Here is a 21,946-nt window from a genome sequence, read left to right as displayed (position 1 = left end):
TAGCTTAAGTGAATTCAGCACAAACAATAATAGGTTGTAGGGATGTGTAGGGGTAAAAGGTATACGGTTTTTATTCTTGTAGATCGCTTACGTAGAAACAAATAATTTTAGTAGTTGTTTTGCTCCCACAGATAGCTAATTGACTTAACTGCGGATACTTCCCATCCAATCTGCCGCTTCTTTGAAGGTCGGGAAGTGCCGTATCTCGACCTTTCCCATATGTATAGCCGGAGCCTTTTCTGAAAAAGTGTTAAACTTGTTGTAACTGACTTGCTTTTCGTCAACTACACGGGCAAGCTTGATCACGCCAGATTGAACGATTTTCGGACCTAATGTAGTTAAGGTCCATTTTTCATCTTCTTCAGAAATATCACCTAATTTTGAGGATTCCACTACCCAGTATTTAACACTATACTTTTTTAAAAGGGTAAGAAACGTACAGTTGCCCAGCCTGTACTCATCACTGGAGACCACGCGCAACCACTCCGAATGCATCAGGTTGATCTCCTCATCTATCCAGATATGCAGGTAATCACTTTCAAACTCAACCATATGCGGACGTTATGTAGTTGGTTTTACTTATACGTAATGGTAAATGAAAAAATCATTTACATTAGCAATTGCGGAAAAGAAAAGTCAAAGGCAAATGTGGACGGAGTTTCCTTTATAAATCAGGTTTTTACCTGGCATAAAAGGTGTATTAGGAAAGGAATGATAACAGGATCTGGAGTAAGAATAGGAATGGAGCCTTAGTTGCTGATACCGGAGATATAGGCAGCAATTTCCTCTTCTTTTTCCTGTAGCTTTTGGTAAGCGAACTTAGCGATCACATCACAGGCCATGGTGCTCAGCACCCCAAAGATGCGGGCCTGGCTGATCACCTCTTTGTCCCAGGCAGAGGCCATGACCATTATAGAATAGCCGTTGTAAGCTGTAAGGTCCATCAGGTTAGGCGTAAGACCCGGAGAAGGCCACTTGCCGGCAGTGATGCTGTAGCTGCCTTGTTCCCATCTTGGAGGGGTGTTCAGACTGTCTGGCACGGGTTGAAAGAAGCCATCTACAACAGGTCCCATAAATACAACATTCACGTCCTGCAATGCCTTAGGCACAACTGCTTTAGGATTTGGTAATACAGCGCCTGCTTCGTCTATAACCTCTTCTGGAGTATCCATATTGCTTAATGTTCAGCTATAGATACTGTAAAACGTCCCCAGGGTTATATGACTACTAATAATTTTGAAAAATATGTGAACGTACGGAGACTGAAAAGAAACTTTGGTTTACCATTCCATTTCATCATCTGGCTCATCAAGGTAATACTCGTCTTCCAGCTCGTTTTCCTGAATTGTTTCTTCCTCCGCAACTGCATCCAGATCAACTAAAGACAACAGTTCCTCCACCATACCTTGTCGGGCAGCATCATATATCAATTCCCCACGCATAAGAAAACGGTTTGCCTCTAGTAGGACTTCGTAAATCGGAGTGTGGATGTGCTTCGGTATTTTGTACAGCCGCGGATCATTCTTATCAAAAGGAGTGGCAATCTTTGAACTGTAAAGGTAGGGGATAAGTGTTTTAGAGCAGCTGATAGCAATCCGGTGAACAACGTGCTCCTTAAAGTACTGCTGCAGACGCTCATTGATATTTTCGAAAAATTCAACCGTTTCACCTAAACGAACTCTTGAGCCAGCCCGTGATTTACCCTTTGTCTTTAGGTACTTTATCTGGCTTTTTCCTTGTTTCTTCCGAACCATGTAGGAGCGGAAAACCTTGTGGTCCAGGTTCCTTCCATCTTCAAAGTACCCCAACGCACAGTTGCCCGACTGTATTAACAGAACCACATAGTTAATCTTTGTATTTTCTTCTGGTAAATTATGGACTGGAGCAGAAAGAGTAATGGGTAGCCGGAAATAAAAAGTCTCCTCTCCGGCTTCATCCAAAAGAACTACACGGTGCTTCTCCTGTTCATAGACAAAGGGGGTGCCTTTCTCCTGGATGGAATGGAGTAACTCAGCCGATTTTTCTTTAGGTAATAGTTTGTTCATGGGAATCAATTACTAAAACTGGGGCTATTCTGCGAATTATGCAACATTGCCGGCTTATCCTGAACGGTGAGCCTTTTTCCTTCCATGAGTCTTGTGCATTTATCCACCTGAATTAAACTCTCAATAAAGCAAATTTTCTGTAACAGTATCTGTTTTTCCTGTCGATCAGGAGAATCATTGTCATAAAAAATAACAGAAGATCCTGAAATGGAGTAAAGTAACTACTATACGTGGTCCAGTGACTGAGTCAGAGGGAAGTAATTTCTTCTTTGTCACTATCAGATCATAAGATGTCTCATTTAACTTAGGAAACAAACTTATGCTAGCAATGAATTACCGCGGCCCACAACGGGTCCGCCTTGATCGTAACAAACCCATGCCCGAAATTCTTCATCCACAGGATGCCATTGTTCGGGTTACCCGCTCCTGTATCTGCGGTTCAGATCTCCATCTTTATAACGGAAACGTGCCTGATACCCGGGTAGGGGAAACCTTTGGCCATGAGTTTATCGGAATAGTGGAGGAAATAGGACCTGACGTGCATAAGCTTAAAGTGGGAGATCAGGTAATTGTTCCTTTCAACATTGCCTGCGGGCAGTGTACATTTTGTAAGCAGGAGCTATACGGGAATTGCCATGAAGCTAATCCTCAGGCTACGGCAGTAGGTGGTATTTTTGGTTATTCCCATATAGCCGGGGGCTATAACGGGGGGCAGGCTGAATATGCTAGGGTACCATACGCCGATGTGGGTCCTATGGTAATTCCAGCGGATATGCATCCGGATGATGCTGTTCTGCTGACAGACGTAGTTCCTACAGGATACCAGGCAGCTGAAATGGGTGGTATTCAGAAAGGAGATACTGTGGCAATTTTTGGCGCAGGCCCGATTGGAATAATGGCTGCAAAATGTGCCTGGCTGTTTGGAGCTGGCCGAGTGATCGTGTTTGATAAAGAGGAGTACCGTCTTGATTTTGTTCGGAAGTATGCACAGTGCGAGGCCTATAATTTCATGTCGATAGAAGATCCTGTTGTGTTCATGAAAAAGACAACGGATTCCCTGGGAGCCGATGTTTGTATTGATGCGGTAGGGGCAGAGGCGGCTGGTAGTAAACTGCAAACTTTTACCGGCAGAAAGACACTGCTGCAGGCGGGTTCTGCCACGGCCTTGCAATGGGCAATTAACTCCGCTAAGAAAGGTGGTGTCGTTTCAATAGTGGGTGTGTATGGTCCTACTTTAAATATGGTACCGATTGGGAACGCATTGAATAAAGGACTTACCATACGTGGTAACCAGGCCTCTGTGAAACGGCTGCTGCCAAGGCTTATCAAGCACATTCAAAATGGTGTTATCAATCCCAAAGAACTAATTACGCACCACATTCCGCTGGAGGAAATAGCCGATGCTTACCGCATTTTCTCAGATAAGCTGGATAACTGTATAAAGCCTGTACTTATTCCACCATCAGCTAAAATGTAAAAAAGAAAGACTATGGAAAACAAAACAATAGATTACAACCAAATTAAAGGGTGGGGCATTGATGCCGACCCTAAGAATGACCCAACTTATCCCATGCGTAAACGATCAGAGGATGATCACAAAGGGTATAGTTGGGAGCGACCGCCGCTTCAACCTGTAAATATGGAGGTGCTGCATTCTATAGAGCGGCCAAATATTACAGCCGTATTCGGAACAGCTATGCCTCCAACCGGACTCAGCGGCAAGATCAGGCGATATGCCTTTCAATATGGCGAAGGCAGCTTTGCCCATTGGCTGCCACTTATTTTTGCTGACCGTATAAACGTGGTGGAAGGTATCATTGATGACCTGAAACAAGGGAAACTCCCGAACATCTGGAAGGAAAGAGGAATGAAGGCACAGTGGAAGTATGACAAGGCAGGAACGCTTAAAAGTATAGCTGTAACCGCTTTGATCACTACCGCCGCCATAGCTTTTTTGACCCGAAAAAAAAGGTGATAATTTTCTTTATCTAATAAAACAAGAGGAGCTGCTTTTAAGCAGCTCCTCTTGTTTTATTAAACCTTAATTTCCTTTTTAAGAAACCCATGCCCTAAGTTAAAGATGAAAGGGAGATCTTGATTGGGTAAAAGTTTAACATTGCCGGCGAACTTAGAATAAATTACTTATCAGGAGTACTGTAGCCAACAGAAAAGCTTAATTTAAAATAAAAAAAAGGTAGACTAAGGGGGATTTAAGAGTTTTTCTTAAAATAGCTTACGGGCCAAATCCTTATCATGTCCATACAGGTCATCACGGAACTGTACGTTACCCTCCTCATCTACCCAGGCAGTAAAATAAACGAGGTACACCGGCATATTATCCGGCAGATCTACCCGCTGCTGTTCACGTGCATTCATAGCTTGTATGACGCGGTTCCTGTCCCAGCCTGGCTTATCCTTAAGCAGATAGGTTGCCAGATCAGCAGGTCTCTCAAGACGTACACAGCCATGGCTAAAGTCACGGTCAGCCTCTGAGAAAAGGTGGTCGGCGGGAGTGTCGTGCAGGTAAACACTATACTCATTCGGAAACATGAACTTTACTTTTCCAAGGGAGTTTTGTGGCCCTGGGCGCTGACGTATGCGGTATTTAAAGTTATTTCTCGTCATAGTATTCCAGTTAACACGGGAAACAGGTACCCGTTTAGCGTTAGGTCCAAAGGTGGTAACCATTTCCATGTTCTGAGTCTCCAGCCAATTGATATTCTTTTGAAGCTTTGGTTTTATGTCTTCCTCTACGATACTGTTAGGCACATTCCAGTAAGGGGCAAACATAAGGTACTGTATCTGGTGGCTAAAAATAGGGGTAGAGTGCATCGTTTCTCCTACAACAGACTTCATTTGCAAAACCTCCTTACCATTTTCCATTACATAAACTCTGAAAGCAGGAATATTCACCATTACATACTCACTACCATTAGGTGATAGATCTTTAGGTAACCATCTCCATCTTTCCATATTCAGTACCAACTGCTCAATCCGGTCTTCTACGGGTACGTTTAGAGCCTCATATGTCTGCGGGCCCAGAACTCCATCAACAAGTAAGCCGTGGCGATTTTGGAAATCTGTAACTGCATTTTCTACCTTTTTGTCATACACAAGAAAGGCAGTATCCTGTTCAATTACCTGTTGCTGTGGCAGGAGGCGTTTTCGTAATGCAAGTACAACTTCAGCCGTATCACCAGGCTTCACTACTTTAGGTCCTTCTATTTTAGACCATCCCCCGGCTTCTTGAATCCGGCGATACTCTACAAGGGCCTCGCGAAGTTTTTTATATCCTTCGTGCACGGCTTCAAATTCGTAATAGGGCGTGTGTTCTTTTTCCTCCAGAATTGTTTCAAGCGCTTTGTTAAGTTTGATTTTATTTCGCTTTACCTCCCATTCAATAGCCGCAGCACTATGCGGATCAACCGCACCTTTGTAAAAATCAGAGGCATAGTTAAAGTAGGATGCAGTTAAGGCCAAATCAAGTTCCTGTTGTTTTTTCTGCTTGATTTCGTCTGAAGCTGGCAAGGACTCATAACGCCGGTATAATCCCCGCAGATCTTTTACCTTATAATCTTTTGGGGTTAAGCCTTCTTTATTGGCATTTCCGATAGCTTCTATCAGCTTATCAGCCTGTGGTATCATTTTGCCATTCCTGAACCAAGCCAACTCAAAGCTTCTGTCTTTGTAGAATTGTTGTACCAGATCGAGGTGGTGCCGGAATTCTGTCTCCTGGTTAAGGTATTGGCTGATATAATCTTCACTAAGTTCAGGCTGGTTTTCTTTACCGACTACCTGGGCAAATGTGTAAAGACTTTTAGCTTCTGCCGGATTAACTGGTACCAGAAAAGGTGTGAAGAGTAAAGTTATGTAAAAGCACAGATTTAAGATGGGTACTTGTATATAGTAGGGCTTCATTCGCTTTATTGTTTGATTCTGCTGTTGGTTTGAGAAACAGAGAATTAAAATATAATTATTAAGGGTGTTTCCCTTATAAATACAAAGTTGGAATGATAAAAGTTTTGTATTTCCGGTATTAGGCAACAAGTGCTTCTAAGAAAGGCTAGGAAAAAAGAGAGCTCTGGCCATTGATTTAGACCAGAGCTTTTATATCATTTACTTCTTAATGAACTTCAAAACAGTCCTGACTGTCAGGAAAGTGAAGAAACCACTCACAGCTATTATCTTTAGCACGTTTTGCGGATCCCTTATAGGTTTAAACCTGGTGTTTCCGGCACTTATCTCAATGAAACCCACAGGGGTTAAGGTAACACCGCCTCCGCCCCCCATACCTTCGTCACCCGCCTTTGTACCACTGCCTCCTCCAAAGCCATAGCTTGCTTTAGCCACGGGTATAACAGTAGTACCTTCCCTTTCAATGGGCTCCCCGTAAATAGTAGCGGCATTGGCTGTAAGACTCAGCCTTTCGGCCAGGCGTTCTATAAAAGAATATTTTTTGGTTTCTCCTGGTGTTTTATCCTGCTCCATCTTCTGATGTTTTTTTATAGTTCGTATTGGTTTATTTTCTCAGGCCAGGACAGACCATTGCTCAGCTGTTTCTTTTGCAAAGTCCTCGAACCTACGTGGTGCATGTCCCAAAACCTCTGTAAGACGATTTACATCTTCCTGTGTTCCATAAAAGCCATTCCTTTGAAAATGGTCATACATGAGTTTAAAATCAAAAACCATCCATGCAGGCAGATACTGCAACGATTGTTGTTCCCAGGCTTCCAGATCATCTCCACCGTAAGAGACTTTCTTTCCAAGTGCCTTGCTCCATAGTTCTGCTGTGCCTGGTCCAGTTAATGGTTCAGGACCCACCAGGTTATATGTTTTGCCCTCATGTTCATCAGAGGTCATGGCGATAGCGGCTAGTTCTGCAATGTCACGCACATCCACTCTTGATGTGCCTTTATTTCCAAGTGGCTGAGGGTATACACCATATTGAAGTATGGCGTCTTTAAACCAATAGTCGTTTTGATAGAAATTGTTTGGCCGTAAAATCGTATAAGGAATACCAGAGTCTTTTAAAGCTGTTTCAATAGAGAGCTTTGAGCCAAAGTGGGGCAGATGTACAGCCTTTTCAATATCTTGAACCGACATGTAGACAAAGCGCTTTACACCAGCCATGCGAGCACCATTTATCGCAAAAAGACCTTCGGTCGTCTCTTCCGTGCTTACAGGGTTCAACATAAATACTCCGTCCATTCCTTTAAATATGGACTTAACAGTTTCTGGGTCCAGGATATTTCCAATTACGGCTTTTGCACCCTCAGGTAAACTCTTTGCCTTTTCAGGATCACGGGTTAAAACATGTACTTCCATATTTTTTTGAAGCAGTTCTTTAACTGTCTGGGAACCCACTGTTCCTGTGCCGCCTATAACTAATACTTTCATATGCGCCTCTTTGAGTATTAAGATTTATGTTATGGTATGATAGCAGGGTAAAATGATGGCTAACTTATTTAGCTTTAGAATAAAGCCTCTAGGTTTTCATTGGGGTTAAACCAATTAAACCATCAAAAACTAGTTACTGTTGATTTCGTTTTATGTTGTACTATACCCTGTATTAAAAGGTACTATTTGGTGTATAATCAAATTTTGCAGGCAGAGGAATGATTTTTTTAAATAAAGAATAATCACACTTTTATTATACAGCTGATCATTTAGAACGAATGTCCTACTGTTGTAATCAAGAGTACAGCCGAATAGTTTGGTGTTTGTTAAGTTGGTACTTTTCCGGATGTAAAGCAGCGGGATCACATTACTTTCCGTACCTAACAAAAAGTGGAGGAATATAGAGAACTGAGCGGGGACAATGAGAACTGACAAGCCTGTTGCGTAAATGAGATATACTTTACTACTAATGCTGCTGCTGTGTTCATGCGCCACACAACGCCAGGCGGAAAAGTATTTTGATGCGAATCCGGATAAGCTAGCTGATTATGTAGATAAAAATGAGGCTTATACCCAGCAGTATGGCGGTGCCTATGCCGTAAAGCATTTTCCTCCTAAGCTTTATCCTCCCCCCGTATTCTTAAAAGAGAAAATCATTCCAAGCAGGTTGTTGCCAACCTTAATGCTGGAACGGAAACAGGATGCTTTTCCCCCAAGAAGCCTAAAAAGATGCCCTGAGTGTAAGACTAACTATATTACGAAGACAGTTTACCGTGAGGACACTGCTAAATTAGAGGCATTAGACCAGGAACTGAAGCAGGAACGCGTTGCACATGACTTTGTGAAAAAGCAGCTTAGAGAGACAGAAGCAGAACGTGACTACTGGATGGATATGAATGAGAAGAAGTTCTGGGCATTGATCGCCATGGCGGTATTTGCCCTGCTGTATATCCTCTTTAAGATACTTGCAAACCGCGTTCGCGTATCATAAGTGCTATGTAAAACTGAGATCAGTACATCAACAATTATCATGCAAAGTAGCAGCTAACTCTTCTGGTTTGCCTATAGAAAAAGGGCATGTTAAACTACTTAACATGCCCTTCAATGTTCCTGATATAAGTGGTAGCCTAAATTTTCGGTGCGTCTTTGTCCACTTCTTTAATGAACCTGATCAGCCCATCGAAATAAGTTTTCTGGTCATCGTACATGGCCATGTGGCTTCCTTCCGGACAATGTAGGTAACGTCCGTTTGGCAACTGATCAGCCATCCATTCCATATGTTTCGGGTCCATGGTGTCGTGCTGTCCGCCTATTGTTAAAGTAGGTACCTTTATCCTTGCCAGGTCACCTGAACGGTCCCAGTTTTTAAGTGAAGCGTTGCCTCTTATTCCAAACTCACTCGGTCCCTGCATTTGCACATACACCGTTTGGTTCATGTGGTTGAACATACGCATAACCGGATCAGGCCATTGCTCCAGGGGCATACGGAGAGCATGCTTCGTATAAAAGTGAGGAAGAAGGAGCTCCATGTACCTGGGGTTGGCGAAGTCGTTGCTTGCCTCAATCTGTTTTACCTCTGCCAGCACATTTTCCGGCATTTGAGGCCCTAGTACCTCATCAGCATACTTGTTATAAGACGGAATGCTTGATACCATATTCGAGATAATAAGGCCCTTTAGGTTTTCCTGGTACTTCAGGGCATATTCCATCGCAAGTATTCCTCCCCACGAATGGCCTAGCAGGTAAAAATTATTCTTATCCAGCTTCAAAGCTTTCCTTACCTGCTCTACTTCTTCTACAAAGCGTGCCGTATTCCAGAGACTCGTGTCGTTTGGCTGATCACTGTAATGAGAACCTAATTGATCATAGAAATAATACTCGATCCCTTCTTTTGGCAAATAGCTGTCGAAGCACTCGAAGGCTTCATGCGTACCACCCGGACCTCCGTGCAGTAGCAATACCTTCATGGTGGGGTTATTTCCTACGCGCTTCGTCCATACATCGAACCCGCCTTTAGGAGTTGAGATTCTGATCTTACGAGCTCCGCCGCTTAACTGGGTTTCATTGCCAGAGTAATCGTGGTATTGGGAAAGGGCAGGGGGGTTATTGTCCATTGTTGCCGTGTCTGCAGGGGTAGAACAGCCCAGGAAGAGCAGAAGTAGTCCTGGCAGTAAAACAGGTATAATGTGTTTCATAAACTGTTGCTTTGGGTGAAAAACAGGAGAAAGATATGCAGGTAAATATATAAATTTTTTGGAAGGTATGATTCCAGATTAAGAGGGCTCAGGGGCTTCCTCATACTCTTTACCCAAGACATAAGCATAAGGGTTGAAACGAGGTATTTCATCCAGAATCACTTTTATGGTTGCAAACAAAGGCACAAATAGGATCATGCCGGCGATTCCCCAGATAAGTTTACCAAACAAAATGACAAGGATGATGGCCATCGGGTTGAGCTTAACCCGGGATCCTGTTATATAAGGCGTAAGGATGTTCGTGGATAGCACCTGTGATACCATAAACAGAAGCAGCACCATCACAGGGAACCACAAAGAATCTTTGGTTAACAGGGTGAAGGCAATCGGGAAGGCTATGCCCAAAAAGGAGCCAAAATAAGGGATGATGCGCGGCAGTGCGGCCAGCAAAGCGAACAGAATAGCATGTTCCATACCCATGGCCCAGAAGCCTAAGGCGTAAAGAAAACCGATGGTGAAAGTAACAGTCAGAACCCCCTTTAAGTAATTATGGATAATCCTGGAGATTCGGGCAAGCATTACTTTCGCAGCTTTTTTATTCTCGAAAACCTTTAACTGCACCAGGAAATTCTGGATCTTCTGCTGGTATACCAGGAAAAAGAAGGTGTAGGTAAGCACTATGAAAACAAACAGCAGAATGGCAAATCCTCCCATCAGGATGTCTCTGATACTCTTGAATAAGGCCTTGGCAATGTCTGCTTTTTTAGCCTCCAGTATGGCATCCTGTTCTAAGCGCGTCAGGTCAGTGGTTTCATATAAAAGCCATTGCAGGCTGTTGGTCTTAACCTGTATTCTTTCCTCCAGCCTGGGCAGGTCTGCCTCCAGCCTGACAGTCTGGAAGTAAAGCAAAGTCCCGATAGCACCTAAGACCAGGAGCAGGAGCAGGATAGATGCCAGTGCAGCTACCGGCTTTCGAACCTTCAGGCGCTGTAGCTTATGCATCACAGGAAAAAGAAGCATAGAAAAAAAAGCAGCAATCGCTACCGGAATAAGGAAAGTCTTTCCCAGATACATGAGTAAAGTTACCAGGAAAATAGTCAGTAAAGTTTTGTTGACCCGGGTGTGGTCGATCTTCGTTGCGCTCATACTTGAATCGGGTTAAACGGAATAACAGAAATGATGTTCTTGCCTGGTATGAAATCAGCTGCTGTTCTGATGGAATGATGTCATCGTTCTTTCCGACTGCTGCTATTTCTTAACTGGTTTTTCTATTATTTTACATACTTTAAGTTAGAATAGGTAAATAAATTGTTGTAAAAGAACAACCTTTTGGTTCTATTATAGATATAATGCCTGACATATATAGCTTAACCAAAGATGATAAAGTCCTTATGAAAGCACTTATAAAATTCATTATTCTTTTCCTTTTGCTGATCGGTGGTCAGCTGGCACAGGCACAGGAGACTGATTCTCTTGAAAACAGGAAAGCGCTGGAAGAAGAGTTGCAAATTGTTCTGGAAGAAGAAGCCCGCTTAGGGATGCAGGACAGGTTCTTTTTTGCTTTGGTACACGACAGGATGAGCACCTTTGGGATGACTTATGGCACCATAAATAAAAAAAATATAGGGCTATATTTTACAGCCAGAGCTGATGCTGAAATTTTCAAACATGGCTCTTATTTTACGGTGGACGGTAATGGTGACGTGTCAGGAGATGTAAATGGTAATGTCCGCTTTACAGAGAGGACCAGTACCGGCAACGCAGAAGGAGTTTTCGGTTTCACCAAAAAGCTGATTTACCCTGTCTGGATATATGCCGGAGGCGGGGCTGCCTATAATCCTGTTTATTGGGAGGCAGAAGCATCTATGGGTACCGGCATATATAAACAGGAGAAAGAGTGGGCCCGAAACACAGATGAGACTTCCTGGGCCCCTGTTTTTGATGCTGGACTAATAGGCGATATAAAGGGCATTAACATTAGGGGAGGAGTCAAGACACATGACTTTTCCGAGTGGTTTATTACAGTGGGAGTTGGTTTTTCAGTTAGAAGATAAACCACCTTTTTGCTTCTCCAAAACAATTTAGATATTGCAGTTTCTAAATTGCTACTGATGAAGCTCACAACAGATCGTTTGCTACTGCTACCCCTGACCCACAACCAGTTGGAGCTGTACCTGCAGGCGGATAATAAACTGGAGGAAGAATTGGGCTTAGCCAGAGCGCAGCGGGTTATTCCGCAGGAGCTGGCGGAGGCTTTTCAGGAAACCATTTTGCCTGCTGTCGCAGACAAATCTAAGAATTACCTCTTCACCACACTTTGGACCATTATCAGCAAAGAACATAACCAAATGGTAGCTGATCTTTGTTTTAAAGGCGAACCAACAGATAAAGGACAAGTAGAAATTGGCTATGGAACCTACGATGCTTACCAGGGGAAAGGCTACATGACAGAAGCCATAAAAGCTATAGTGACCTGGGCATTTTCTCAGCCAGGCGTTACAGCAGTTTTAGGCGAAACAGAAAAAGATAACCTGGCCTCCCACCGAACCTTGGAAAAGAACACGTTTGTAAGGTATAAGCAGGAAGAAAATATGATCTGGTGGAGACTGGATAAGAACCATTTTATCCAGAACTAAATTATATTTAAATTGGTAGATCGTTTCTTCTTATCCAACCAATTCATGAGACACTTTCTGAAAAGCCAGGGATTCCTTTTCCTTTTCATTATTCTTCTTTCCTCCTGTACCCTGAAGGGCAAAACCGACTCCGCTACGGAGGTGGCAAAGTGGGAGGAGCAGGCAGAGCGCGTAACCATCATTCGGGATGATTTTGGTGTACCGCACGTGTATGGTAAAACAGATGCAGACGCTGTATTCGGGTTGCTGTATGCCCAGTGTGAAGACGACTTCAACAGGGTAGAGCGAAACTACCTGTGGGCCATAGGCCGGTTGGCAGAAGTAGAAGGGGAGGAAATGCTGTATAGTGACCTTCGTGCCCGCCTGTATATGTCAGAAGAAGAGGCCATTGCGCAGTATGAACAGAGCCCGGAGTGGCTGAAAGAACTATGCCAGGCCTTTGCCGACGGTATTAACTATTACCTGTACACTCATCCGGAGGTAAAACCCAGGCTGCTTACACGCTTCGAGCCCTGGATGCCGATGTACTTCAGTGAAGGATCTATTGGAGGCGACATAGAAAGTGTATCTACAAAAGGAATCAAAGCTTTTTATGAGGATAATAAATCGCTGGGACTAAACAGCTACGGCCATGGCTTAGTGCAGCCGGCTCTGCTGGAGGAACCTAAAGGTTCCAATGGCTTTTCTATCTCCGGCAAACACACGGCTTCCGGAAATGCGATGCTGCTGATCAACCCGCATACTTCCTTCTTTTTCCGCGGCGAAGTACATGCAGTGAGCGAAGAAGGATTGAATGCTTATGGTGCCGTTACCTGGGGACAATTCTTTGTATACCAGGGCTTCAACGAAAAGACCGGCTGGATGCACACTTCTGCTTATGCAGATGTAATTGATGAGTTTGAAGAAACGATTGTGAAGCAGGATGGGAAGCTGTATTATAAGTATGGAGAAGAGCTCAGGCCTGTAACAACCTCTGAGGTAGCTTTATACTTCAAAGATGGAGAGGAGCGAAAGCAGAAAACATTTACTACTTACCGCACGCACCACGGCCCCATAACGCATAAGAATGGTGATAAATGGGTGGCAACAGCTTTGATGTGGAAGCCAGTAGATGCATTGATTCAATCCTACACCAGGACCAAGAAAAGCAACCTGAAGGAGTTTAATGAAATGATGGAGATGCGCACAAACTCCTCCAATGCTACCGTGTATGCTGATGCAGATGGTAATATAGCCTACTATCACGGAAATTTCTTTCCAAAACGTGATACCTCTTTTGATTATTCCAAGCCGGTTGATGGCAGTAATCCTAAAACGGACTGGAATGGTCTGCACTCTTTAGAGGAAACAATCAGAGTAATCAACCCACCAAACGGCTGGATACAAAACTGCAATTCCACCCCTTTTACAAGTGCCGCAGAATTCAGCCCGAAGAAAGAAGACTATCCGGTTTATATGGCTCCTTCGCCCGAAAACTATCGTGGCGTTCATGCTATTCGTCTGCTGGAGAAAGCGGACAACCTGACGCTGGACAAACTCATAGAGCTTGCTTATGATCCATACCTGCCGGGTTTTGAAGTGTTGATTCCGGGACTAGTAAAAGCATATGACAAGCAGCAGCCAAATGACCCAAATCTGAAGGAAGCCATCGAAGTAATGCGCAACTGGAACTATGCCGTGTCTAAAGAGTCTGTGGCTATGTCGCTGGCTCACTTTTATGCTACTAACTCTCTTAGAAATGGAAGCGCTCCTAAAGGGCTAAATCTGATGGAGCGGTTTGAGTATTACAGCAAAATTTCACCAGAGGAAGAGCGGCTGGAGCTTTTCCGCCAGACTTTAACCCAGATTGAAAAAGATTTTGGCCAATGGAATACGCCATGGGGCGAGATCAACCGATACCAGCGCATTAACGGAGACATTCAACAGGCTTTTAACGATACTAAGCCGAGTATACCTGTAGGAATGGCTTCCGGAAATTGGGGAGCACTGGCCTCTTATGGAGCAAACACCTATAACACAAAACGTTTATATGGCACCTCCGGCAATAGCTTTGTGGCGGTAGTGGAATTTGGAGATAAGGTAAAGGCAAAGACAATGCTCGCCGGGGGGCAGAGCGGAAACCCTGCCTCACCCCATTTCGCTGACCAGGCACAGCGGTATGCTGACATTAAATTCAAGGATGTGGCTTACTATCGGGAGGATGTGGAGAAGAGAGCCAGGAAAACATATCATCCCGGACAGGAAGAAGCAAAGTAAAATATGGTGAAGCAAAAATCCCCTGAAGTTGTTATTTTAAACTTCAGGGGATTTTTGCTTTATGGTTAGTGGGAGGATAACAGAAGTTACTTAAGGATGTATGTTTCCTATCCAGTCTGCTGCTTCTTTGTAACTTTCGAACTGCCGAACCTCCAGGTCCTTTAACTCTGGTGTGACTGCTTTTGCCATAAACTCCCTGAATTTTTGGATACTCACCCGGTCTTCCCCGCTTATACGCCCTATCTTCTTTAATCCTGTAGAACCTATTTGCGGCACCATCACTTGTATGGTATACAGCTGATCTTCCTTTGTAATGTCTCCCAACTTAGATGAATCTGCAATCCAGTACCTGATGTCATATTGTCTTAAGATGTTGATGAGGATGTCATTTCCCTGCCTGTACTCCTCGCTGGACACCTTACGCAGCCAATCCGAATGCATCAAGTGTACTTCCTGGTCTACCCAGATGTGCAGGTAATCGTTCTCGAAATCAATCATTTATAGAGTAAAAATCCGCATTTAATTTAAGTCCTGGTAAAGTTAATTATAAAGTACACTTTTCCTAATTTTCCCGCCTCACGTTTGATGTTAGGTTTTAGCAGGTCTATTTCTATCAGGTTTTGTTGATAAAGACTCACAATAATGAAACACCTGTTAATTAGGAGGAAGTAATACTCTCTTGCTCTTTTTTGAAAAGCAATAACCTGCTTCTGCTGTTTTTGTTTCAAAGACCTTTTTAAGATAACTCAGTTACCCTTGCTCTGGAGCAGGAGCAAGCTGCAGCTTGTCATGAAATTACTGGAAAACCTGGCCAGGGTGCAGCCCTTAATTTGATGCCGTAAATGCCTAATATCAACCTCTGGGGCTTTTCTCCAAATGCGTGTGATTCTGATGTAATCAAAACCGTAAATGCCTGGAGTCGTTTATTTATGAAAGAAAACAAATTTGTAACCAAATCTAACACAGAACTATGGACAGACGAGACAGAGATCACTACGACCGCAACGACTACGGACTTGATTATAGCCGGTATGAGGGTTATAGCAAAGATGATGAGCATTACCACAGTGCCAGAAACCTGACAAATAAATTCGAGAGAGACTACCAGCGCGAAAGAGGCTATGGAGATGAGTACAGTGACAGAGGCCGGCGTGAGCACACCTACCACGAAGGTAATATGGGCGGTGCCTATGAACAATACAGAAGAGATGAAGGTGGCTTCAGAGACCCGGACAAGCACCAATGGGATAGATACGACCGTGACAGAAACTACTCCCACGACTATGATCGCGAGAGAGACTACTCCAGTAACTACGACCGCGACAGAAACAGTAACTACAGATCAAACCAGGATATGAACTGGGGTGACCGTGACAATGACAGGTACAGAAATCAGGAACAGCAGGGTAACCGACGCCAGGGGTACCTTACTTCATACTATGATGGCACTTTTGGTAGCCGCAGGGACTTAGACAGTGACAGTAGGCGTGGCTCCATGAACGACCAATCCTCCTATTACTCCGGTTCCGGTGTTGGCTACGGTAAATCACGTTATAACGACAGAAGTTACAGCGGCGGCACAAGTTATTCCGGTAACTATGGTCGTGACAGAGACAAAACATACAGTCGTGACAGCAGACATGAAGACAACTGGTACAGCTCAGGGAATAGAAGAGATGAACTGAACAGATACTACTAGTAAAATCTGAAATACAGAAAGCCACTGCCATTAAGCAGTGGCTTTCTGTATGGTGGAAGTCCTATGCATTTGCAAAATACTTCCCATGAGTACTATAGACATACCCTACAAAGGGATCATCATTTTAAGAACACCCTGCCAGACAATAATGTTCTGCAGGGTGTTCTTTTTTGGTTTTGTCGCTTAAAAGCCCATAAGGTAATTCTGTAACTATAATAAGAGTATAGTCTTGGGCTACCCGGAACATCAGCGGATGAATTAATTTTAGCAAGTACTCTTGCAGGAGCCATTTTAACTCTGTTCAGGCCAATGATTAACGCAGCTACACCCGAAGCACAGGGTGCTGGCATGCTTGTGCCGTGTTACTAAAATAGTCGTACCTTGGGATCCATATCACAAATGCATGTCTAAATCAAAAAAGCTTCAGAACGTTACCGTAGCACAGGTTTTCAAAACCATCATCTGGCCCCGAAGAAAGTACTTAACCAGCGGACTGGTCCTGATTGTTATCAGCCGGTTAGCAGGATTGGTGTTGCCTGGTGCCAGTAAGTTTCTTATCGATGATGTGATTCCCAATGGAGATGGTACCTTGCTGAGGTGGTTAATTTTGGCTGTTGTTGCTGCTATCGTTATTCAATCAGTGACGTCTTTTGCCCTGACACAAATACTTAGCGTGGAGGCACAGCACCTTATTTCGCAGCTACGGGCTAAAGTGCAGCGGCATATTATCCAGCTGCCCATCCGTTTTTTCGACAATACGAAAACCGGTGAGCTGGTATCACGCATCATGACAGATGTGGAAGGGGTGCGAAACCTGGTAGGTACAGGCTTTGCCCAGATGATAGGAGGGGTGCTTACTTCGCTGATCTGCCTGGTGCTGCTCATCGTGATCAGCCCACTTATGACCTTGTATGTTTTGTTCCCGGTGGCAATTTTCGGACTTATTTCTTTGAAGGCCTTTGGTAAGATACGACCTATTTTCAGGGAGCGTGGTGTGATCAATGCCGAAGTAACCGGCAGACTGACAGAGACATTGGGAGGGGTACGTGTAATTTAAGGATTCAATGCCGAGGAGCAGGAGATAAAGACTTTTGAAGATGGCGTTACCCGTCTTTTTCTGAACGTGAAAAAGAGCCTGATCACTACCAGTATGGTTACTTCATCGGCTACTTTGTTGCTGGGGTTGGCTTCGGCAGGCATCATGGGGATTGGTGGTTACCTGATCATGAAAGGCGAATTGACCTTCGGAGATTTCCTGGCCTTTACTTTATACTTGGGCTTTATGATCGCGCCTATCCTGCAGATGAGCAACATCGGGAGCCAGTTTACAGAAGCCTTCGCCGGTCTTGACCGTACGCAGGAGATTTTAAATACACCCGTAGAAGACGCCACCGGCAACAGAAAGCTGCAACTCGACCACATCCGCGGCGAAATAAATTTTGATAAGGTTTCTTTTGCCTATGAAGAAGGAAAAGAGGTGGTAAAGGAGGTTAGTTTCAATGCGCCTGCCGGTACCGTTACCGCACTGGTGGGTTCTTCAGGCTCCGGCAAAACTACCATTGCCGGCCTGGCCGCTTCCTTTCTGAACCCTGACAGCGGCACAATTACCGTAGACGGGCAGGATCTGCAAACCATCAGCCTTAAAAGTTATCGAAGCCAGCTAGGTGTGGTACTGCAGGACGATTTCCTGTTTGAAGGCACTATACGCGAAAATATCCTTTTTCCACGACCGGGTGCTACGGAGACCCAATTGCAGCAAGCCGTTGAAGCGGCCTATGTGCAGGAGTTTACCAACCGTTTCGAAGATGGGCTGGATACACTGATTGGGGAGAGAGGCGTAAAATTATCAGGAGGGCAGCGCCAGCGCATTGCAATAGCCAGGGCAATACTGGCCGACCCGCGCATCCTGATCCTGGACGAGGCAACCTCCAACCTGGACACCGAGAGCGAGAGCCTGATTCAGGCCAGCCTTAAAACATTGATGCAGGGCCGCACTACCTTCGTTATTGCCCACCGCCTCAGCACTATCCGCCAAGCCGACCAGATCCTGGTAATTGAACAGGGGCAGATCGCTGAAAGAGGAAAGCACGAAGAATTGCTAGACAAGCAGGGGAGATACTACCAGTTGTACACTTACCAGGCAAGAATTTAAAATAAAAGCGGTAACTCTTAAAATATGTCTTCTATCCAAACCCTGCGGGCAACGCCCAGACCTACCCGGTTCCCTTCGCCGCCGCCTCTGAGCAAAATGGCTACGTTCTGACCCATACGCAGTTCGCTCAAGCTCAGCGACTGTCCCTTTGGTCCCGTGATTTGAGTTGTTGGCAGCACAAGCACATAGGCCCGGTTATATCGGGAGTCAGGGGTCGTAGCAAATCCCTCTACCTCCAGTACCACCTGTCCCTCTCCATATTGGGAAGAAATAATACCCCCTCGTATGTCTACCCTTTGAGGTGCAAGGCTTTGGCTCCCCTCAGATTCGGCAGGAGTACCCCCGGTTTTACAATTGGTCATAAAGATAGTGGAGAGGAATAGGAGCAACGTTAAGACTTTCTGTTTCTGCTTCATGCCATTTTAATTAAATTTTCTTTTTCCTTTTAACGGAGATTGTCTTTTCCGGATGTACTTAATACGGCTACTACTGTAGCTAAAAGCACCCTTTCCATATTCTGAATTACTCCTGTACAATGCTCAGAGGTTATGTGTCTCCGGTAGATAAAGCTATTTTTTTAGCTTATCTCTTACCTATATTTTAAGTATATAAACAGATAAGGGATTCCTATGAAACACGCTGAGAAAGTGCGGAAGCAACGCAAACTGTTAAGTAAGGAGAAGGCACTTGTTCTAATAAAGGTAGTGCATACGCTGATCTGGGTCTTCTTCAATATAGTAATTTTCTACCTGCTGTATGCTGTGGTCACAAACAAAATTGATAAGTGGGTATGGATCTGCCTGGGACTGATACTTTTGGAGGGACTTATACTTCTTGTTTTTAAAAACATGTGCCCCATAACAGTGGTGGCCCGAAAATATTCTGCCTCTACCCGTGATAATTTTGACATTTACCTCCCTAACTGGCTGGCCCGGTATAACAAGCAGATCTATACCACTATAGTTGTTATAAGTGTACTGATCCTTATCTACAAGTTGGTGATGGGGAAGGTGTAATGAAGAAGGCACGGGCGGTAAGCTCGTGCCTTCTTCATTCTACTTGGTCCGCCTGGTCTTTACTTCCTTTCAAACTTCCAGGTGTAAACACCTTTTTTGGAAGTAGTTTTTTGATCGTCAGGTACTTCCTCCGGAAATCCCGCCCAATCTATTTCATCTACCCAGATCATTTCTGTATCTGAAAGAGAGGTAATGATATAATCGGTTGTTTCAGAGCCCTGGCGCAGCTGTATGTAAGTTGAATCGTTTTCCTTCGGAAAACTGTAGTTCCACACATCTGTTTCAGAACTACCAGGCAGGGTAACGGTCATTTTCTGACCGTTGAAACTAAAATTAGCGCGACGTTCTACGGAGTCGGCAAACATTATGGTGTCTGTATCTGAGTAGTAAATTCTTTTAACTGATGTGTTTGTCCAGTCGCCCCTCATGTCAGCATCTATCTCTGAGACCGCCGGAATGACAACTTCGTTTTCTTCATCGTTACAAGAAGTGAAGAAAAGGGAAAAGCAAAGAGGTATTAATATTAACTTTTTCATAAAAATTTTCAATTTAATTTAAGAAAGGGAATTTATGTGTAGAGTTAATATCATAAGTTTCTATATAGGTTATTTGCTAATAGCTCCTATAGTACGCGTGTGTTAAGGCATAGTTTATTAGAAATTTAATATAATGAATGACTTTATCAGGAGAAGAAGAAAAATAGCAAGCGTAAAAAGAGGCTAAAAGATGAAACACTCTGGAGCTTATATAGGGCAGAAGGGAAGTGTTTTGTAAAAATAAATGGAATAAATCCTAGTTAACTATATCTTTCTTTCGTAAAAATTGTCAGCTCTGCTAGTGAAGATAGGTTGACTTAGATTATGTATAAGATAGATATACACTATTTTATTATACTAGTGTAGCACGCACCTTAGTGTTTAGACAGGAAGTTCAAACACCTATAGTCATAAACTTAAACTTATATGCACATGAAGACTTTCTTGGTTCCAACTGATTTTTCTGATAGTTCCCTTAGAGCACTTGATTATGCCTGCGATCTGGCTAAAGAAGTCGGTGCGAAAGTAATCGTTTGTCACATTTATGATCAATCAGCCCTCCCTAGCTTTGTTATCGCAAGGGAGAAAGCCCACAATGAGGAGTGCCAACAAAAAATGAGTAACTTCCTGGCTAAATCACAATGCGAGGGTGCTATGACAGAACCTGTAATTAAAGGAGGTAATGTAGTAGAGGAGATAGTGGATGCTATAGATGAACTAGGGGTTTCTTTAGTGGTAATGGCAACTGCTGGAGAAAAAAGTTTAAAGGAAAGGTTTTTTGGTACCAGAACAGAAGCTATTGCGAAGCGCGGCCTTTGTTCTGTGCTTGTTCTACCCGAAAGTGGAACTATAAAACCGATTGAGCACATTGTGTATGCCGCCGATTTTGAAAACGGAGATCAAGTAACTGTGTTACAGCTAATGCAGTTGAAAGAGCTATTCAACTCTACTTTAACATTTCTTCACATAAAGAGTAAAAGCCAGCCCGATCTTATTAATGATGAATATGTGAAGGAAGAACTGATAAAACAGTTTCCGCAGGCAGATATCCAATTCGTAGAGATAGCAAATGAGAATGTAGCTGAAGGTATTAGCCGCTTTGTTCATGAAACCAACACCAGTTTACTTTCCTTTACTATGCTAAACAGGATTTTCCTTGAAAGGATGACGCACAACAGTGTGTCAGCTAAACTGCTTCGCAACCTTAACCTTCCCATGCTGGCGTTACCAGAAAACGGAAGGCTTCTGGATCTGCAGCGACCTGCTAACTCAGATTGAAGAATGAATAGATAAGCTCCTAATCCTAACAGAAGGAAGCATTTATCGTAAGATAAAAACGAGAAGAGCAGGTACTCATATGTGCCTGCTCTTCTCATTTGGTATAGCAAAGTTTCTTATACTTCATTGTACTCAAGTGTATCTGTCTTCAATATAAATAACCGAACTTATAATTACCCCAGCGGAGGAAAGAGATGTGACATTAATTTACCGCCTCTCCTTTGTCAACATCCTTTATAAAGTCTATGAGTCCTTTAAAGTAAATCTTTGATCGAAGTAAATATGGCACTAAGGTACTGGGCCTGAAGAAAAATCTAAGGTATAAAAGTAAAGCAGAAGAAACCATATAGGCCACGCTACAAGCTTTTGGTAAACTAGACATACTGATATTCAATGCGGACATCATGCTGGATATAAAACCTGTTGCTGAATATTCAGATGAAAAATTTGAAGTCTTTCTGGGAGCAAATATCCGCAGCACTTTTTATATTACCCGGGCCGCTACACATTGTAGATGGTGGAAATCTGTTGGTAAGTGGTCCGGTAGGGAAGCAGGTTAAGGAGAGCCTATTGCCACCGTCTAAAGGAAAACTGAACCTCAAACATGAGGTAGAGCCAGAGAGAACCTATACGCGTAAGTTAGCCTTGGCGCCCATGTAAAAGTAGAGAATGATAGGGCTGCACCGCCACCTGAATAGTATTAGTTCTGAAATTTCTGGAATAGTGTATTAACAAA

At 43.7% G+C, this 21,946-nt stretch carries 21 protein-coding genes and 1 pseudogene; 11 read left to right on the top strand and 11 right to left on the bottom strand.

The features are described from left to right. Positions 1-144: 144 nt before the first annotated feature. The 3 genes from ACFSRY_RS00245 to ACFSRY_RS00235 all read right to left on the bottom strand — a co-directional run bounded on the left by ACFSRY_RS00245 (position 145) and on the right by ACFSRY_RS00235 (position 2,045). A complete protein-coding gene (locus ACFSRY_RS00245) occupies positions 145-552 on the bottom strand; it encodes a hypothetical protein (RefSeq protein WP_377502054.1) in 408 nt (135 codons plus the stop codon). 197 nt (positions 553-749) lie between these two features. Continuing rightward, positions 750-1,172 carry a hypothetical protein gene (locus tag ACFSRY_RS00240; protein ID WP_377502051.1) on the bottom strand — a complete coding sequence of 141 codons (423 nt, stop codon included), beginning with the start codon at positions 1,170-1,172 and terminating at the stop codon, positions 750-752. A 108-nt stretch (positions 1,173-1,280) separates the two neighbouring features. Next, positions 1,281-2,045: a hypothetical protein gene (locus ACFSRY_RS00235; RefSeq protein WP_377502048.1), complete on the bottom strand. Its 765-nt coding sequence runs from the start codon at positions 2,043-2,045 to the stop codon at positions 1,281-1,283. 319 nt (positions 2,046-2,364) lie between these two features. Here ACFSRY_RS00235 and ACFSRY_RS00230 point away from each other — a divergent pair, with 319 nt between their 5' ends. Both ACFSRY_RS00230 and ACFSRY_RS00225 read left to right on the top strand, forming a co-directional pair. Continuing rightward, positions 2,365-3,522 (top strand): zinc-dependent alcohol dehydrogenase, encoded by a 1,158-nt coding sequence (locus ACFSRY_RS00230; protein WP_377502045.1) that lies wholly within the window; start codon positions 2,365-2,367, stop codon positions 3,520-3,522. Between the two features lie 12 nt (positions 3,523-3,534). Next, complete coding sequence (locus ACFSRY_RS00225) at positions 3,535-4,020, top strand: hypothetical protein (protein ID WP_377502042.1); 486 nt, start codon at positions 3,535-3,537, stop codon at positions 4,018-4,020. 248 nt (positions 4,021-4,268) lie between these two features. Here the strand turns inward: ACFSRY_RS00225 and ACFSRY_RS00220 are convergent, their stop codons facing one another. The 3 genes from ACFSRY_RS00220 to ACFSRY_RS00210 form a co-directional block, all read right to left on the bottom strand. After that, a complete protein-coding gene (locus ACFSRY_RS00220) occupies positions 4,269-5,963 on the bottom strand; it encodes a L,D-transpeptidase family protein (RefSeq protein WP_377502039.1) in 1,695 nt (564 codons plus the stop codon). A 198-nt stretch (positions 5,964-6,161) separates the two neighbouring features. Then, the gene (locus ACFSRY_RS00215) at positions 6,162-6,533 is read right to left on the bottom strand and encodes a GerW family sporulation protein (protein ID WP_377502036.1); all 372 of its coding nucleotides are present in this window, start codon (positions 6,531-6,533) and stop codon (positions 6,162-6,164) included. A 39-nt stretch (positions 6,534-6,572) separates the two neighbouring features. Continuing rightward, complete coding sequence (locus ACFSRY_RS00210; RefSeq protein ID WP_377502033.1) at positions 6,573-7,442, bottom strand: SDR family oxidoreductase; 870 nt, start codon at positions 7,440-7,442, stop codon at positions 6,573-6,575. A 448-nt stretch (positions 7,443-7,890) separates the two neighbouring features. Between ACFSRY_RS00210 and ACFSRY_RS00205 the strand changes: the two genes are divergently transcribed. Then, entirely contained in the window at positions 7,891-8,433 is a 543-nt protein-coding gene (locus ACFSRY_RS00205; RefSeq protein ID WP_377502030.1) for a hypothetical protein, read from the top strand. A 136-nt stretch (positions 8,434-8,569) separates the two neighbouring features. On the opposite strand, the gene ACFSRY_RS00200 is transcribed toward ACFSRY_RS00205, so the two are convergent. Next, positions 8,570-9,637, bottom strand: a complete 1,068-nt coding sequence (locus ACFSRY_RS00200) for a proline iminopeptidase-family hydrolase (protein WP_377502027.1) — start codon at positions 9,635-9,637, stop codon at positions 8,570-8,572. A gap of 78 nt (positions 9,638-9,715) precedes the next feature. Beyond that, positions 9,716-10,783: an AI-2E family transporter gene (locus tag ACFSRY_RS00195; protein WP_377502024.1), complete on the bottom strand. Its 1,068-nt coding sequence runs from the start codon at positions 10,781-10,783 to the stop codon at positions 9,716-9,718. Between the two features lie 245 nt (positions 10,784-11,028). Between ACFSRY_RS00195 and ACFSRY_RS00190 the strand changes: the two genes are divergently transcribed. Genes ACFSRY_RS00190 through ACFSRY_RS00180 form a run of 3 tightly spaced genes read left to right on the top strand, consistent with a single transcriptional unit; the run spans position 11,029 to position 14,529 of the window. Continuing rightward, the gene (locus ACFSRY_RS00190) at positions 11,029-11,691 is read left to right on the top strand and encodes a hypothetical protein (RefSeq protein WP_377502021.1); all 663 of its coding nucleotides are present in this window, start codon (positions 11,029-11,031) and stop codon (positions 11,689-11,691) included. A gap of 57 nt (positions 11,692-11,748) precedes the next feature. Then, complete coding sequence (locus tag ACFSRY_RS00185; RefSeq protein ID WP_377502018.1) at positions 11,749-12,273, top strand: GNAT family N-acetyltransferase; 525 nt, start codon at positions 11,749-11,751, stop codon at positions 12,271-12,273. A gap of 45 nt (positions 12,274-12,318) precedes the next feature. Continuing rightward, on the top strand, positions 12,319-14,529 hold the full coding sequence (locus tag ACFSRY_RS00180; protein WP_377502015.1) for an acylase: 2,211 nt from the start codon (positions 12,319-12,321) through the stop codon (positions 14,527-14,529). A gap of 90 nt (positions 14,530-14,619) precedes the next feature. On the opposite strand, the gene ACFSRY_RS00175 is transcribed toward ACFSRY_RS00180, so the two are convergent. Next, entirely contained in the window at positions 14,620-15,027 is a 408-nt protein-coding gene (locus ACFSRY_RS00175; RefSeq protein WP_377502012.1) for a hypothetical protein, read from the bottom strand. A gap of 472 nt (positions 15,028-15,499) precedes the next feature. Here ACFSRY_RS00175 and ACFSRY_RS00170 point away from each other — a divergent pair, with 472 nt between their 5' ends. Continuing rightward, entirely contained in the window at positions 15,500-16,228 is a 729-nt protein-coding gene (locus tag ACFSRY_RS00170; RefSeq protein WP_377502009.1) for a hypothetical protein, read from the top strand. A gap of 403 nt (positions 16,229-16,631) precedes the next feature. Then, positions 16,632-18,380: pseudogene (locus ACFSRY_RS00165) on the top strand (ABC transporter ATP-binding protein). A 17-nt stretch (positions 18,381-18,397) separates the two neighbouring features. Here ACFSRY_RS00165 and ACFSRY_RS00160 read toward each other — a convergent pair. Next, the gene (locus ACFSRY_RS00160) at positions 18,398-18,796 is read right to left on the bottom strand and encodes a hypothetical protein (RefSeq protein WP_377502006.1); all 399 of its coding nucleotides are present in this window, start codon (positions 18,794-18,796) and stop codon (positions 18,398-18,400) included. 213 nt (positions 18,797-19,009) lie between these two features. Between ACFSRY_RS00160 and ACFSRY_RS00155 the strand changes: the two genes are divergently transcribed. After that, entirely contained in the window at positions 19,010-19,396 is a 387-nt protein-coding gene (locus tag ACFSRY_RS00155) for a hypothetical protein (protein ID WP_377502003.1), read from the top strand. A 59-nt stretch (positions 19,397-19,455) separates the two neighbouring features. Here ACFSRY_RS00155 and ACFSRY_RS00150 read toward each other — a convergent pair whose 3' ends face one another. Further along, positions 19,456-19,932: a hypothetical protein gene (locus tag ACFSRY_RS00150; RefSeq protein WP_377502000.1), complete on the bottom strand. Its 477-nt coding sequence runs from the start codon at positions 19,930-19,932 to the stop codon at positions 19,456-19,458. A 432-nt stretch (positions 19,933-20,364) separates the two neighbouring features. On the opposite strand from ACFSRY_RS00150, the gene ACFSRY_RS00145 reads away from it, so the two are divergent. Together ACFSRY_RS00145 and ACFSRY_RS00140 are read left to right on the top strand one after the other, a co-directional pair. Then, positions 20,365-21,210 carry a universal stress protein gene (locus tag ACFSRY_RS00145; RefSeq protein ID WP_377501997.1) on the top strand — a complete coding sequence of 282 codons (846 nt, stop codon included), beginning with the start codon at positions 20,365-20,367 and terminating at the stop codon, positions 21,208-21,210. Positions 21,211-21,648: 438 nt separating this feature from the next. Further along, a complete protein-coding gene (locus tag ACFSRY_RS00140; RefSeq protein ID WP_377501994.1) occupies positions 21,649-21,870 on the top strand; it encodes a hypothetical protein in 222 nt (73 codons plus the stop codon). The last annotated feature ends 76 nt before the right edge of the window (positions 21,871-21,946 follow it).

This window comes from Pontibacter locisalis, from assembly GCF_042684605.1.
GTDB classification, from domain to species: Bacteria; Bacteroidota; Bacteroidia; order Cytophagales; family Hymenobacteraceae; genus Pontibacter; species Pontibacter locisalis.
The sequence above is the reverse complement of the archived record's forward strand: the minus strand, read 5'-3'. Positions and strand labels throughout refer to the sequence as shown.